The organism is Rhodococcus sp. NPDC003382 (genome assembly GCF_053589135.1).
The window spans coordinates 18,106-32,684 of the sequence record NZ_JBSFRH010000026.1 but is presented as its reverse complement, the minus strand read 5'-3'; the positions used below and the strand labels follow the sequence as shown (position 1 = coordinate 32,684).

14 protein-coding genes are annotated in these 14,579 nt (G+C 67.4%); 3 read left to right on the top strand and 11 right to left on the bottom strand.

The genetic code is table 11. The features are described from left to right. Window positions 1-23 precede the first annotated feature (23 nt). From ACWDUD_RS18165 to ACWDUD_RS18155, 3 genes are read left to right on the top strand one after another with little or no spacing between them, the layout of a single operon-like run. Window positions 24-1,082: an ABC transporter substrate-binding protein gene (locus tag ACWDUD_RS18165; RefSeq protein ID WP_450110189.1), complete on the top strand. Its 1,059-nt coding sequence runs from the start codon at window positions 24-26 to the stop codon at window positions 1,080-1,082. 43 nt (window positions 1,083-1,125) lie between these two features. Continuing rightward, entirely contained in the window at window positions 1,126-2,484 is a 1,359-nt protein-coding gene (locus tag ACWDUD_RS18160) for an LLM class flavin-dependent oxidoreductase (RefSeq protein ID WP_450110188.1), read from the top strand. A gap of 28 nt (window positions 2,485-2,512) precedes the next feature. Then, window positions 2,513-3,544, top strand: a complete 1,032-nt coding sequence (locus ACWDUD_RS18155) for an aldo/keto reductase (protein WP_450110187.1) — start codon at window positions 2,513-2,515, stop codon at window positions 3,542-3,544. Between the two features lie 84 nt (window positions 3,545-3,628). Here ACWDUD_RS18155 and ACWDUD_RS18150 read toward each other — a convergent pair whose 3' ends face one another. From ACWDUD_RS18150 to ACWDUD_RS18100, 11 genes are all read right to left on the bottom strand, one after another. Beyond that, window positions 3,629-3,994 (bottom strand): VOC family protein, encoded by a 366-nt coding sequence (locus ACWDUD_RS18150; RefSeq protein WP_248675826.1) that lies wholly within the window; start codon window positions 3,992-3,994, stop codon window positions 3,629-3,631. A gap of 89 nt (window positions 3,995-4,083) precedes the next feature. After that, entirely contained in the window at window positions 4,084-5,304 is a 1,221-nt protein-coding gene (ribB, locus tag ACWDUD_RS18145; protein ID WP_450110186.1) for a 3,4-dihydroxy-2-butanone-4-phosphate synthase, read from the bottom strand. Beyond that, window positions 5,301-5,801, bottom strand: coding sequence for a flavin reductase family protein (locus ACWDUD_RS18140; protein WP_197252899.1), 501 nt, complete (start codon window positions 5,799-5,801; stop codon window positions 5,301-5,303). Before ACWDUD_RS18140 ends, ribB begins: the two co-directional genes overlap by 4 nt. Then, window positions 5,798-6,298 (bottom strand): NADPH-dependent FMN reductase, encoded by a 501-nt coding sequence (locus ACWDUD_RS18135; RefSeq protein WP_450110185.1) that lies wholly within the window; start codon window positions 6,296-6,298, stop codon window positions 5,798-5,800. The genes ACWDUD_RS18140 and ACWDUD_RS18135 overlap by 4 nt, the downstream gene beginning before the upstream one ends. Window positions 6,299-6,472: 174 nt before the next feature. Beyond that, window positions 6,473-7,741: an LLM class flavin-dependent oxidoreductase gene (locus tag ACWDUD_RS18130; protein WP_450110184.1), complete on the bottom strand. Its 1,269-nt coding sequence runs from the start codon at window positions 7,739-7,741 to the stop codon at window positions 6,473-6,475. Next, on the bottom strand, window positions 7,738-8,625 hold the full coding sequence (locus tag ACWDUD_RS18125; protein ID WP_197252901.1) for an LLM class flavin-dependent oxidoreductase: 888 nt from the start codon (window positions 8,623-8,625) through the stop codon (window positions 7,738-7,740). Before ACWDUD_RS18125 ends, ACWDUD_RS18130 begins: the two co-directional genes overlap by 4 nt. Then, window positions 8,607-9,443, bottom strand: a complete 837-nt coding sequence (locus ACWDUD_RS18120) for an alpha/beta fold hydrolase (protein WP_450110183.1) — start codon at window positions 9,441-9,443, stop codon at window positions 8,607-8,609. Before ACWDUD_RS18120 ends, ACWDUD_RS18125 begins: the two co-directional genes overlap by 19 nt. After that, window positions 9,443-10,756 (bottom strand): NtaA/DmoA family FMN-dependent monooxygenase, encoded by a 1,314-nt coding sequence (locus ACWDUD_RS18115; RefSeq protein ID WP_450110182.1) that lies wholly within the window; start codon window positions 10,754-10,756, stop codon window positions 9,443-9,445. The genes ACWDUD_RS18120 and ACWDUD_RS18115 overlap by 1 nt, the downstream gene beginning before the upstream one ends. Before the next feature lie 82 nt (window positions 10,757-10,838). Continuing rightward, window positions 10,839-12,362 carry a sugar ABC transporter ATP-binding protein gene (locus tag ACWDUD_RS18110; protein ID WP_450110181.1) on the bottom strand — a complete coding sequence of 508 codons (1,524 nt, stop codon included), beginning with the start codon at window positions 12,360-12,362 and terminating at the stop codon, window positions 10,839-10,841. Beyond that, the gene (locus ACWDUD_RS18105) at window positions 12,359-13,378 is read right to left on the bottom strand and encodes an ABC transporter permease (protein WP_450110180.1); all 1,020 of its coding nucleotides are present in this window, start codon (window positions 13,376-13,378) and stop codon (window positions 12,359-12,361) included. Before ACWDUD_RS18105 ends, ACWDUD_RS18110 begins: the two co-directional genes overlap by 4 nt. A gap of 24 nt (window positions 13,379-13,402) precedes the next feature. Beyond that, the gene (locus tag ACWDUD_RS18100; RefSeq protein ID WP_248675835.1) at window positions 13,403-14,548 is read right to left on the bottom strand and encodes a sugar ABC transporter substrate-binding protein; all 1,146 of its coding nucleotides are present in this window, start codon (window positions 14,546-14,548) and stop codon (window positions 13,403-13,405) included. Window positions 14,549-14,579: the final 31 nt, after the last annotated feature.

Genomic DNA, 14,579 nt, shown 5'->3' with positions numbered 1-14,579 from the left:
TCACCTACAAGGAGTTACCCCTCGTGTCCGTCCCTGCCCGTTTCGCCGCCCGCGCCGGCCGCCGGCTCGCCGCCCTGACCGCCGTACTCGCGCTGGGAGCCGGTCTGTCCGCGTGCAGCAGCGCCGAGGGCGCGAACAACGGCGACCCGAACAACGTGACCCTGACGTTCGGCTTCCAGACCGCCGACTACCCGGCGTTGCTCGAGGCGTCCGGGCTGTTCGAGGACCTGCCCTACACCCTCGAAACTCCGGTCATCGCCGGCCCGGCCGCTCAGATCTCGGCCCTGTATTCGAAGGCGACCGACTTCGGTCTGGTCGGCGAGAACACCGCCGCCTTCGAAGCGGCCAACGCCGAAAACGACCTCGGCAATGCCGATCCGAAGATCTACACGATCGCCGGTCTCGCCTACGAGGGCACGCCCTATCCGGCCCCGGCGCTCTTCGTGAAGAAGTCCGCCGGGATCTCGAAGATCGAAGAGCTGAGGGGACATACGGTCGCCTACAACTTCGGCGGCAACATCTACGCCGGATACGTCAAGATCCTCGCCGATGCCGGGCTGACGGTGAACGACATCGAACCGGTGCAGCTGCCGGACAACCAGGCCGCCGCCGCAGCGTTCGCCGCCGGACAGGTCGATGCGGTCGTCACCAGCTACTCCCACGTCGCCAAGGCCATCGAGTCCGGTGACGCGGTGCAACTGACGACCAACGAGGAATTCGGAGTCAAGGGCGGCGCCGGGTTCATCACCCGGCCGGACGTGCTGGCGGACGCGGGCAAACTCGCCGCGGCCGAGGACTTCTTCGCCCGGTTCAGCAAGCTGTGGAGCGAGTGGTACCCGTCGCACGAGGCCGAGGTGACGGGCCTCCTGCAGGACGTCCTCAAGCAGGCCCCGGACATCGCGAAGATCAATTTCGAGAACGGCAAGCACGGCAGGCTCTACCGCGTCGGCGATCCGGAGTTCATCGCCTCGCAGCAGAGCATCGTGAACGCGGCGTACGCGGCCGGCGGCGTCAAACACGACTACGACATCGCCAAGGTCTTCAACCCCGTGTTCGACCACATCACGGTTTCCGACCAGTGACCGCACCACTCCCGCATCATCTTTCGAGGACACCGAGAAGAACATGACCAGAACCCGTCAGCTGCACCTGAATACGAATGCGCTCAACGCCGGTAAACATCCGGCCGCGTGGCGGATCCAGGACGACCCGCGGGGTATCGTGCACATCGAGTACTACCGCAACATCGCGCGCATCGCCGAGCGCGGGACCTTCGATGCCCTGTTCCTCGCCGACGGCCCGGCCCTTCCCGGTACCGTCGCCGAGCAGACGTGGAACTCGCTCGAACCCTCGGTGCTGCTCGCTGCGATCGGTTCCGCGGTCGAGCACATCGGCCTGATCGGGACCATCTCGACGACGTTCAACGACCCGTACAACATCGCGCGGCGCTGGTCGACCCTCGACCACGTCACGCACGGCCGCGCGGCCCTCAATTTCGTCACCACCCAGAATCCCGAAGCGGCAGCCAATTTCGGGCTCACCACGCTCCCCGACCGTGGGGAACGGTACGCCCGGGCCGAGGAATTCGTCGAGGTCCTGGTCAAGCTGTGGGACAGCTGGGAGGACGGCGCACTCGTCGCCGACCGGTCCACCGGGCAGTACGCCGACCTCGACCGCATTCATGCGATCGACCATGAGGGACAACGCTTCTCCGTGAGCGGCCCACTCAACGTCCCCCGCACACCGCAGGGACGTCCGGTGATCGTGCAGGCCGGAGACGGCGGCACCCACATCGCCGCCAAGTACGCCGACGCCGTGTTCAGCGCGCAGACCGTCTTCGAGGAATCCCGGAAGTTCTACCGGGACCTCAAAACACAGGCACAACGGCACGGGCGCCGTCCGGACCAGATCCTGCTGCTTCCCGGCCTGTTCCCGATCGTCGGGAGCACCGAGAAGGAAGCGTTCGAACGCAAGGCCCTGCTCGACTCGTTCCTGGACCCTGACGAACAGAAGGCCGAACTCGCCACGAAGCTCGGGCTCGAACCCGACGATCTCGAACTCGACAAGCCGCTTCCCTACCACCTCCTCGACACCGAACGGTTCGGTGCATCGGCCGGCTTCTACAAGTCCACCCTCGCGCTCGCCCGCAAGGAGAACCTCACGGTGCGCGGCATCCTGGCGCGCAACCCGGGCGCGCACCGGCAGATCGTGGGCACGCCCGAACAGATCGCGGACGACATCGAGAAGTGGTTCCTCGGCGAGGCGGCCGACGGATTCAACCTCAACGCCGACTCGTTCCCGACCGGGCTCGAGCCGTTCGTCGACCACGTGGTGCCGATCCTGCGCAAGCGCGGCATCTTCCGCCACGAGTACACCGGCACCACGCTGCGCGACCACCTCGGCCTGGACCGGCCGGAGAACCGCTACGCCGGCGAAACCGGCTGGCAGAACCACTCCGCGAACAGCCGATACGTCGGCATCTAGCACACCACCCAGAGAAAGCGAACGACCAGTGACGACCCTTCCCACACGCCGACTCGGCAGCAACGGACTGTCCGTATCGGCCCTCGGACTCGGCTTCATGAGCTTCACCACCTCGGCCGACGCCGACGAGCAAGCGCTGTCCACCGCGCTGGTGGACGAGGCGATCGACCTCGGCATCAACTTCTTCGACACCGCCGACGTGTACGGACCGGAATACAGCGAGATCCTGCTCGGGCGTGCCATCGCGGGCCGCCGCGACGACCTGATCATCGCGACGAAGTTCGGAAACGCACTCGACCGCGACACCAACCCCGACCACCGCTCCGTCGACGGCCGCCCCGAGTACGTCCGGACCGCCGTCGAGGCGTCGCTGCGCCGCCTCGGCATCGACCACATCGACCTCTACTACCAGCACCGCGTCGACCCCGAGGTGCCGATCGAGGAGACCGTCGGAGCACTCGCGGAACTCGTCGAGGCCGGAAAGATCCGCTACATCGGCCTTTCCGAGGCCGGCCCCGGCACCATCCGCCGCGCACACGCCACCCACCCGGTCACCGCGATCCAGAACGAATGGTCGCTGTTCAGCCGGCAGATCGAGGACACCACGCTCGACGTCGTCCGCGAGCTCGGCATCGGCATCGTCACGTATTCACCGCTCGGACGCGGGTGGCTCACCGGCCGCCTGCAGCAGCCCGCCGACGTCACCGGCCGCCGCGCGCGGCATCCGCGCTTCGCACAGGACGTGTTCGAGACCAACCGCAGGTTGGCCGACGAGGTCGCCCGCATCGCGACCGAGATCGGAGCACTTCCCGGCCAGGTCGCACTCGCGTGGGTGCTGTCCCGCGGCGAGGACGTCGTCCCGATCCCGGGAACGCGGCACAAGGAGTACCTGCGGGAGAACGTCGGCGCCCTAAACGTGACCATCGAACCCGAGCACGCTGAGCGGCTCGAGCAGATCGCCGCGCAGGTCGCCGGCGAGCGTGCACTCCGCCCCGAGCACCTTGGTACCGAGGCGCCGCTTCTCGACGCCGCGACCGTGCGAGAGGGCGTCCCGCAATAGCCAGAGCCGCAGAGGAGAAAGACAGCAGCGCGGTGCCGACATCGCGCTGCTGTCTTTCTCGTCAGCTGCTCTGGGTGGCGCTGGTCATCCGGCGTCATCCGAGTGACTGACGATGTTGACGACGGAACCGTCCGGCGCGCGCACGAAGAACCTGCGCACACCCCACGGTTCCGTCGTCAGCGGATAGACGATGTCGAACCCCCGACGCTGCGCCTCCTCGTAGGCGGCTTCGACCTCATCGCCGACGTGGACGGACAGCACGGAATCGACCGGTGCGGTCGCGTCGCCGCTGACTAGCTGGACGACGGCCCGCCCGTCCGGAGTCTTGAACCGAGCCACCCACCCCAGATTCATCTCTTCGACGGAGAGCCCGAGATAGTCGGTGTAGAAACTCCGAGCCTCCTCGATGTCCGGGACGTTCAGATTCGCCGTGATGCCGGTGGGTCGCATGCCGATCACTCCTGCCGAGTCGTCCTCATCACGCTCGATTCCACTACAGGCCGCGACCTCGCGCGGAGCTTTCGAACGGATACCGCCGTTCAGCCCTCGGCTGCGGGCAGCATGTGCCCCATGCGGCGCCGCTTGGTTTCGAGATACCGCACGTTCGCCGGCACGACTCCGACGTGCAGGGGTTCACGGCCGATCACGGAGATCCCGTTGTCTTCCAGACCCGTGATCTTGGCGGGGTTGTTGGTGAGCAGCCGCACCGACCGCACCCCGAGATCGTGCAGGATCGCCGCGGCACCGCCGTACTCGCGACCGTCTGCGGGTTCGTCGAGTTCGAGGTTGGCCTGGACGGTGTCGAGACCGTCGTCCTGTAACCGGTAGGCGGCCAGCTTCTTGAGCAGGCCGATCCCCCGGCCCTCGTGTCCGCGCAGGTAGACCAGCACCCCGCCGTCCTGGGCGAGCCGTTCGAGCGCGGCGTCGAGTTGCGGACCGCACTCGCAGCGCTGCGACGCGAACGACTCCCCGGTCAGGCACTCCGAATGCACGCGCACCAGCGACCCGTCGCTCGGCGTCCCCGCGAGCAGGGCGACGTGGTCGGCGCCCGTGTGCCGGTCGAGGTAACCGACGGCCCGGAACGTCCCGAACCGCGTCGGCATCAGTGTTTCGTCGCCGCGCACGATCCGGCCGGCCGGGACGACCGGCGCCGGGAAGGAGTGCACGGCCCGGTAGTTGCGCAGTTCCTCGATCGTGAGAACGGGCAGGTCGTGGCGGGCACCGAGGTCCTCGATGGCGGGCATCCGCATCATGGACCCGTCGTCGGCGACGAGCTCGGCGATCACACCGACCTGCGGCACTCCGGCCAGCGCACACAGGTCGACGGCGGCCTCGGTGTGACCGGGGCGTTCGAGGACTCCGCCGGGGCGGGCGCGCAGCGGCAGGATGTGTCCGGGCCGGATCAGATCCCGCGCGGTCGCGGTCGGATCGGCGAGCACCCGCAGTGTCGTGGCCCGGTCCGCGGCGCTGATCCCGGTGGTGACGCCGCGGGCGGCGTCGACGGTGACGGTGTAGGCAGTCTGCTTCGGATCCTGGTTGTCGGCGACCATCGCGGGCAGGTCGAGGGCGTCCGCCCGCGCCCCCGTCATCGGCGCGCACAGCAGGCCCGACGTGTGCCGCACGGTCCACGCGATCCATTCCGGTGTCGCGTGGTGCGCCGCGAGGATGACATCACCTTCGTTCTCGCGGTCCGCGTCGTCGGAGACGAGGACGGGCCGTCCGGCGCGGATCGCGTCGAGCGCCGCCTCGATGCGGCTCATGATGCCACCAGCTTCCGGAATGCGCTGCGGTGGAATACGATCGGCTCCACCGTGGATTCGGCTTCCTCGCAGTGCAGTTCGTGGACGCGCAGCACGACGATCGCGTGGTCCCCGGCGGGCACCTGCTGTTCGATCGACACGTCCATCCGGACACCGCAGCCTTCGACGAACAGCGCTCCGCCGTCCCGAGTTTCGGTGCCGATGCCGGCGAACCGATCGCCGTCCTTGGCGGCGAGCACGCGGGCCGCCCGGTCGTGTTCGGAGCTGAGAACGCTGATGCCGAGCCGGGGCTGCGCCGCGAGTTTCGGCCAGGTGGTCGACGTGTTCTGCACACAGAACGCGACGAGCGGCGGGTCGAGCGAGACGGGCACGAAGGTGCTGGCGGCCATGCCGAGACGTTCGGTTCCGGTGTCGGCGCAGATCGCGACGACCCCCGCGGGGACGTGACCGAAGGCTCGACGTAGGGTAGCGCCGTCGAGGGTGGGAGTGGTCATCATGCCTCCGTTCGGACGGTGGATCGTACTGCGGCAGACCAACGTTCGGCGTAGTCCGCGATCCGGGTGTCGGTGGTGTAGGTGGAATCGATCAGGTACAGGCCCGGCGCCGGGCAGGTCGCGCCGAGTTCGACGAGGGCCGGCTTGAGCAGCAGGTCCGGGGCCATCGCGTGCGCAGGTCCGGCACCGAGCATGAGGGGCACCGCGGTCACGTCGCGCAGTCCGTCTCCGGTGGCGAACTGATCGAGGAACAGCTTCAGGATGCCCGTGTAGGTGGCCTTGAAGGTCGGGCTGGCGAAGATCACCAGATCCGACGAGGCGACGGTCTCGACGGCCGCCTTGACCGCGTCGTCGCCCCACCCGAGCAGGCCCGAACCGAGGGTGACGACGTCGACGACGTGGTCAGGCGCCTCTCCGGTGAGCGCGGTGGCCAGCAGGTTCGCCGCGTCGAGGGTACGGGAGCCGGGCTTCGGATTGCCGGCAACGACAGTGACCTTCATGTGGATCTCCTTTCGGGCGAGACGTTCCGCCCGTCACCGGGTATTCGACCCGACGTGTGTGTCGGGAATGCGACCTGAATGTGGCGTACATATTGCGCCGATGCACTTCGCGTCCACACGTGGATCACCTGTGGAAACTGCGCGACGTCGGCTGATTGATACGGAAAAACGCCGCTACCGGCCGACGGACATCGACCGGTCCAGTCGCTCCCGGAACGTCCCATCCGCGTACTCGCTGCGGGCGAGCCCACGACGCTGGAGCTCGGGGATCAGGCCGTCGAGCACCTCGTCGAGATAGCGCCGGGTGATGAGCCCTCCCCCGCCGTGGAAGAGCAGGAAACCGTCGCCACCGACGACCTCCATCGCTTCCTCCATGCGGTCCGCGACCGTGGACGGCGAGCCGACCAGATCGAGCGAGGTCGACTCCCCCGTGCTGCCGAGAACCTTCCGGAGAGAGGACTCCCGCGTCAGTCGCTTCATCGTGTCGAGAATGCTCTGAGCCCCGTTGGTGGTCGCATCCTCCGGGATGGGTGCGTCGAGATCGTATGTGGAGAAATCGATCTCGGAGATGTTCGACAACTGGACGATCCGGCGCAGGAAGTTGTCCGACTCCGGAGAGTACATCCGGTCCCGCTTCGCAACCGCTTCCGCGTCGGTCTCCCCGAGGATCGGGGTGACCATGTACAGAACCCGGCATCGGTCCGGGTCGCCGCCGCTGCGTTCGATCCGTTCCCGGATTCCGTCGCGGTATTTCTTCATGGCGTCGATACCCACTGGAACGGAGACGATCAGGTCGGCCCACTCGGCAGCGAAATCCATGCCCGCCGGCGACCCGCCCGCCTGGCACAGGACGGGACGGTCCTGCCGGCCCATGGGAGCGGCGGGACCACTCACCCGGTAGTACCGGCCGTCGAACTCGACTCCGCCTCTGCCGGACCACATCTCGGAGACCACGCGCAGATATTCGTCGGCGCGGAGGTAACGCTCGTCGTGCTCCCACAGTTTGTCGAGGCCGACGTTCTGGGCGGCGAGATCCTCGAAGGAGGTGACGATGTTCCAGCCGCCCCGGCCGTCGGACAGTTCGTCGAGCGTCGCCTGCATCCGCGCCAGCCGATCCGGCGGGTAGAGACTCGTACTCATCGTGGTCACCACTCCGAGCCGGCTCGTCTCCTGGGAGATGGCCGCCGCCAACGGAAGCGGATCGTGCTTGGGTGCCTTCACGGTGGCCTTGAACTCGGCCACCATGTCGCCGCCGAAGTTCTCGGGCACCACACTCGAATCCTCGAGCATGATGAAGTCGATGCAACTGCGTTCGAGCGCTTTCGCCATGTCGACGTAGAAGTTGCCATCTGTCCACGCCCGCGGATCGGGCCCCGCCCAGGGACGGTTCCAGCCGGTGGGCATGTAGTTGACGAACCATCCGAGCGTCATCGGCTCGCTCATGCCGACACCTCCTGTTCGGCGTGATAGGGGACGAATTCGAAGTCGGAGGCGCTCAGACCGAATCGGTCGCGCAGCAATCCGCCTCGCGGGGTGGGCACGAGCGCAGGGAGCTTCTCGTGCAACACCTGCCCGATGAGTCGACCCGATACGGCAGAGAATGCGTATCCGTCTGCGGACGTCACCGGAGGCGCCACCGCTGCCTCCCCGGCGACCCGCAGCAACACGCAGTCCGCACTCGCCCGCGCTGCGCGAATGTCCTCCTCGCACCGGACGACGAGAACATCGGCGACATCCGATTCCGCTGTTCCCTCGCGGTATTCGGCGAACCGCACCGCGCGTCCCTGGGGTGGGCGGGGTGCGTTCAGCGGACCGCGGGTGGAGAAGTAGGGGCCGTGATAGTTCGTGACGTGGACACAGTCCGCGTCCACGTACCGGCCGGAGGGCACGTCCGCGATCAGGGCATCGGGCTCCCACGAGTTTCCGAGGGCAGCGGTCGCGGCGAGATAGTCGGCGAGCGCGTCCTGGCGCTCGGCCTCTGTCGCTGTGCCGGCGCACCACCGGCCGCTGTCGTCGGTGCTCACGGTTCCGGTGTCACGACCGGAGACGAACCATCCGGCCCGGCCGCGGGTCAGTGCGTCGAGGGTTCCCAGAGCGCGTGCCGTGAGAAAGGGCGGCTGGCACCACGGGGAGATCTCCGCGACGACGCCGATCCGCGGGGCGCGACGCGATGCCGCCGCTGCCAGCAGCAGCGCCTCCGGGCAGTCGGCACCGCCCGGCAGGACCACCGCGTCGGCGCCCGCGAGATCGAGCTGGACGATCGTGCGCAGCATAGTGGCTGCGCTGTCCGGTTCGAGGAACCACACGACTACGGGACTGGTGGGCATTCGACCTCCTCGGAGATGCCGGTGAGGAATCCGATGTAGTGCTCGAGGATCGCGGCAGGATCCTGGTCCAGGATGTAACCGCCGCCTTCCAGGGCGACGAATCGCGCGTGGGGAATCGCGCGCACGGTCTCCGGCACGTACGGGTACAGCACGTCGGAGGTTCCGCACAGCAGCAGCGCCGGCGCGGTGACCGTCTCCAGCAGGGCCCCGACATCCGTGGAGAAGACCGCGAGATAGGCCTCGTGCCAGCGCACGCCGGCCCGGAGCTTGTCGACCACCTCGCGATGCCGGAGAACCAGATCCGGCGCGTAGGTCAGGTCGGCGTCGATCGTGCCCACCTGTTCCCAGGCCGTGAGCAGATGCGCGCCGTCCATGGTCGGTGTCATCGCGGTGACCCCCGCGTGCCACCGCGTCCGATCCTCCAGGGTCATGGCCGTTGCACCCACCATCGCCAGACTCTCGACCCGGTCGGGATGGCGCGCCGCCATCGTCGCGGCGATCGCGGCGCCGGTGTGGTGACCGAGTACGTGTGCGCGTTGTGCGCCGAGGGTGTCGAGGACGGCGGCCATGTCGTCGGCCCACCGCTCCAGCGCGTACTGCTCACGCGGAACGTAGGACATACCGAATCCCGGGGTGTCCGCGGCGACCAGCGTGTAGCGCTCGCCGTATCGCGCCTCGAGGAACTTCGCGGCGAACGCTTCGTACATCGCCGACGACGCGGCCGTCTGGTGCAGCAGGAGCACCATCTCGGGGCCCGACCCCGCCGTGCGGGCATGAATCTGCCCGCACGGCGTGTCGACATAGAAGCGGTGCATCATCAGACGAACGACCGCAGGTTCTCGCGCAGCGTGGAGTGGGCGTAGTCGGTGCGCAGAAGCCCGCGATGCTGCAGGGCGGGAGCGACACCGTCGGTCATCTCCGCGATGGACTGGCGGCTGATGGGCTGTCCGTAGATCAGGAAACCGTCGCCACCGACCTCCTGCATGAACTCGTCCATCTGCGCGGCGATCGAGTCCGGGGTACCCACCATCTCCGTGGTCTGGACGCGCATTCCGCTGAAGCCTTCACGGATGGTGCGGCCGCCGAGTTGCTTGCGCCAGACCTCGAGCTGGCTCTGATGCCCGTTGGTCGAAACATCGTCCGGGATCGGCTGATCCGGATCGAACTGGGAGAAGTCGATTTCCATGGTCGCCGCGAAGTGCGCCATCTGGACCTCGAAGTTGTGCTCCTTGCGGGCGTACCAAGCGGCGTTCTTCTCCTTGGCCTCCTGCCCCGTTTCACCGACGATCGGGTACACCACCGAGAAGACCTTGATGTCGTCGGGGTTGCGCCCGAACTTGGCCGCGCGAGCGCGGATGTCCGCACGATATTCCTTCGCTCCCTCGACGCCGTGCGGGATCGTGAGGATGACGTCGGCGTACTTGGCGGCGAAGTCGCGGCCGCGCGGCGACCCGCCGGCCTGGCAGAACACCGGACGTCCACCGGGGCCCGGAGGCACGTTCAGGGGTCCACGGGACTTGTAGAAGCGGCCCTCGTGGTGGATCGGATGAACCTTCTTGTAGTCGGCGTAGTAGCCGCTCTCCGGGTCGGCGAGGATGGCTCCGTCCTCCCACGAACCCCACAGTTTCATCGCGACGTCGACGAACTCCTCGGCCATCTCGTACCGCAGGTCGTGTTCCGGCAGCTTGTCGAGGCCGTAGTTCTGCGCGGCGAGGTCCTCGCTCGAGGTCACGATGTTCCAGCCCACTCGCCCACCGGTCAGGTTGTTGAGGGTCGCGAACTGCCGGGCCAGCTGGTACGGGTGGTAGAAGGTCGTCGAGGCGGTGGCGATGATCCCGATGTGCTCGGTGGCCGCGGCGAGCATCGAGGCGGTCACGACGGGATCCATCTTCGGTGCGTACCGCGCGTGCTTGAGTTCGATCTCGGCGGTGCCGCGGTAGATGTCGCTGACCATCAGCGAGTCTTCGATCATCAGGAAGTCGAAGCCGGCCCGCTCCAGGTTTCGGACCATGTCGACGTAGAAGCGGCCGTTGAAGTAGTTGGTGGTGGCGTCGATGCCACTGTACGGCGACTTCCATTCGGGGGCAGCGAGGTTGCCGAACCAGCCGAGACGGAACGGATCTGCAGTCATGTTCGTGGTCCTTCTCTTCGTCGAACGCGGTTCCGCTGTCGCCGGAATCGCGAGTCTGTGCCGTCGGGATCCGACGGCGAGGTCAGTGAATTGCCAGGAGCGCGTCGTCCGCCGGGGATTCACACGCTTCGAGGAGTTGTTGCTCGGCCAGTCGCGAGCCGGACAGTTCGTCGATCAGGTATCCGTGGTGCAGCACCAGCACCCGGTGACACACCGCCGCGAGGAGTTCGTGTTCACCGGAGAACACCACCACCGCAGCGCCGTTCGTCGCCGCGGCCATGGCGTCGGCCAGCAGGTCCTTGGCCGAACCCGGGTCCACACCCTGTGTCGGTTCGTCCAGCAGCAGAACCCCGGGCTCGAGCTGCAGCCACTTCGCGAACACGACCTTCTGCTGATTGCCGCCGCTGAAGGCGGACATCGGCAGTTCGGGCCGGTTCGGATGGACGTTCACCTCGGTCATCAGCTCGGCGGCACGCTTGCGCATCGCCTTGATGTCCAGCCCCTTCCATCGACGATGCCGTTGCACGACGGGAAGGATGACGTTCTCCTCGGCGGTACCTTCCACCCAGCAGCCGTCGCGCAGCCGGTTTCCCGGCACCAGGGTCATCCCGTGGTCGATCGCCTGTCGCGGATCACCTGCCCGCAGTTCGGTTCCGTCCACCAGAACGGTTCCGGCGACCGGCTTCTCGTCACCGGCGAGCAGCATCGGCAGTTCTTCCTGCCCCATGCCCGCCAGTCCGGTGACGCCGACTACCTCGCCGGCGCGGACCGTGAGGTCGACGTCCGTGACGCGTCGTCCGGTCAGTCCCCGCACCGTCAGGCGCGGGGCGCCGAGCTCGACGGTGGGAGGAGCCGGGTAGAAGTCGTCCATGCGCCGCCCCAGCATGTGGGCGACGAGCTCGGCGCGGGACGTGTCCTCGATCGCGACCTCGACCACGTCCCGGCCGGCGCGCATCACGGTCGCCCGGTCGCACACCTCCATCACCTCGGCGAGCCGGTGGCTGATGAAGATCACGCCTGCGCCGGCGTCCGCCACCCGGCGCATGAGCCCGAGCAGCCGGGATGCTTCCGGACGAGGCAGCGCGGCGGTCGGTTCGTCCAGGATGAACAGCTGCTCGTCCGTGTTCCCGTCCATCAGGCGCATCGCCCGCACCACCGCGAGCAGGGCGCGCTCGGCGGGGCTGAGGGTCGACACCTGGGCGTCGAGCGGGAAGTCGAAGCCGAGCCGGTTCATCAGCTCGCGGTAGATGGCCTTCTCGCGTCCGACACGCACCGGCGACAGCAGTCGGGCACCGTATTTGGCGTTCGCACCCAGATTCTCGAGGACGGTCATGTCGTCGACCAGACCGATGTCCTGGTGGATGACGGCGATTCCGTGAGCGTGCGGAGCGTCCACCGGGAGGGTCAGGGTTCGGCCGAACACCTCGACCGACCCCTCGTCCGGCGTCACCACACCGGTCAGCGACTTGACCAATGTGCTCTTGCCGCAACCGTTCTGGCCGAGCAGTGCGTGAACCTCACCGGGGCGCACGTACAGGTTCAGGCCGTCGAGCGCGACCGCCCCACCGTAGGACTTGCGCAATCCGAGGACGTTGAGGGCGGTCATGTCCGGGCTCCTGCCCGGCGCTTGCCGACCAGCTTGGCGGCGGTGACCGACACGATGAGCGCGAGACCGTAGAAGACGTTGGTCACCCAGGTCTGCGCACCGAGCAGCTGGAGCGCAGTGATACCCACCGTCAGCAGGTAGAGGGCGGCCACGGTGCCCCAGGCGTTGAATCGGCCGACAGTGATCGCGGTCGCTCCGAGGAATGCCGCCGCGAAGGGCTGCAACATGTACTGGGCGCCGACGCTGGGGTCGACGGCCCCGAAGTATCCGGCGAAGCAGATGCCGATGAACGCGGCCAGCAGGCCCGACACGATGTAGGCCGACGTCCGGATCCGGTCGACGGAGATGCCGGCCAGGCGTGCCGCGGCACGGTTGCCACCGATGAAGACGGTGTACCGGCCGAGCGGGGTGCGCTGGTAGACGTACCACAGCACCACGACGAGCACCCACGCGTACCAGGTGATCATCGGCAGCCCCAGCAGCTGCGAACGGGAGAAGTTGACGAAGCCGTCCGGCACGCCGGCCACGATCCGGCTGTCGGTGATCAGGTACGCGAATCCTGCCAGCGCCGTGTACGAGCCGAGGGTCGCGACGAACGAATCGACGCCCACCCGCACCACGATGAGCGCGTTGATCGCACCGACGAGGGCACCGAGTGCGAGCGCGGTGATGATCGCGACGTAGGCCGGATATCCGTTCTTGGTCATCACGGCGACGATGGCTGCGGTCGCCACCATCGTCTGCGAGACCGACAGATCGAAGTCTCCGAGGCGCAGCACGATCGTGGCGGTGAGGGCGAGCAGGAGCACCAGCGACTGGGCGTTGAGCATCGTGGTGAACAGCGATGCCGTGCGGAACTGTGGAAGCGTGGCGACGCACAGCAGGACGAGCAGCCCGAGCGCACCGACGAGCGCCCAACGTTCGAACGCTCCGTCGAACCGGGACGAACTCTTCGTCACGGGAGCGGGTATCGCTTCCGGGGTGGTCACTTCAGGGGTTGTGGCGGAAGTCGTCATGCGGAGGATCTCCTGTTCGGCCGGCTACTGAGCCGAGGACCATGCGGACTTGAATGCCGACTGGTAGTCCGCGTATTCGGGCGAGATCGACTCGACGCTCGCATCGCCCACGTTGTCGGCGTCGATGACGCGGGTCGGAATCACGTAGCCGGGAGCGCTTTCGCCGAGCATCGCGCGGGCCAGGTCGTCGACGGCGAGCCATCCGATCCAGCCCGGAGGCGGGGTCGCGATGTCCATGTCCTGACCGGAACCGGAGGCGATCGCGTCCAGGTTCGGCTGCAGGCCGTCCCGGCTGAGGACCTTGGCCTTGGAATTGGCCGCGGACAGAACGGGATCGACGTAGGTCACCGCGCTGTCCCAGACGGGGAAGATGTAGTCGATGTCGGGATCACGCTGCAGCGTGGTCTGCAGCTGGCTGCCGACGTCGGTCGCCACGTTGGCGACGTCGACGTCGATGATGGTGACCGAGCAGTCGGGGCACTCTGCCTCGATCTGCGACTTCGCGCCCTGAGCGAGATTGTCCCACACGGCGACCGAGGTGGACGAGATGATCGCCAGGTTGCCGGCGCAGCCGCTGTCGGCCATCACCCAGTCGGCGGCCATCGCCCCGTCGGCGCTGAAGTCCGACGTGAGGTTTCCGTACATGCCCGCCGGAATCGCGTCGTCCGGATCGGTGTTCAGGGTGTTCTGCACGGGGATGCCGGCGGCCGCGGCAGAGGCGAGTGCCGACGACACCACGCTCGGATCGATGCCGACCAGGATGATTCCGGCCGCCTTCTGGGCCACCGCCTGTTCGATTCCCTCGTTGAATCGGTTGGTCATGCCCTGGCCGTCGTAGCGGACCACCTTCATCCCGGCGGCCGTGGCGGCTTCCTCGACGCCTTCGACCATGTCCACCGAGAACTGGTTCATCGTCACCGTGATGAACCAGATGGTGTCGCCCTGGAGCTTTGCCAGGTCCAGCGGCGCCGTCGGAGCGATCAGCTCGGTCGGTGCCGTCGCGGCTGCGAGACGGGTCTGCACACCGTCGACGCATTCCTGCGCCGAGGCGGAAAGGGTCTTGTCCGAAGTGTCGTCCGATCCGACGTCGGTGGCCGCCGTACAGGCGGACAGTGCGAGCGACGCACCGAGGAAGAGCACCCCGACGGCCGTATGCTTGATCGATTTCATGCGTTCTCCGGTTCTAGCGACACGCCCGCGA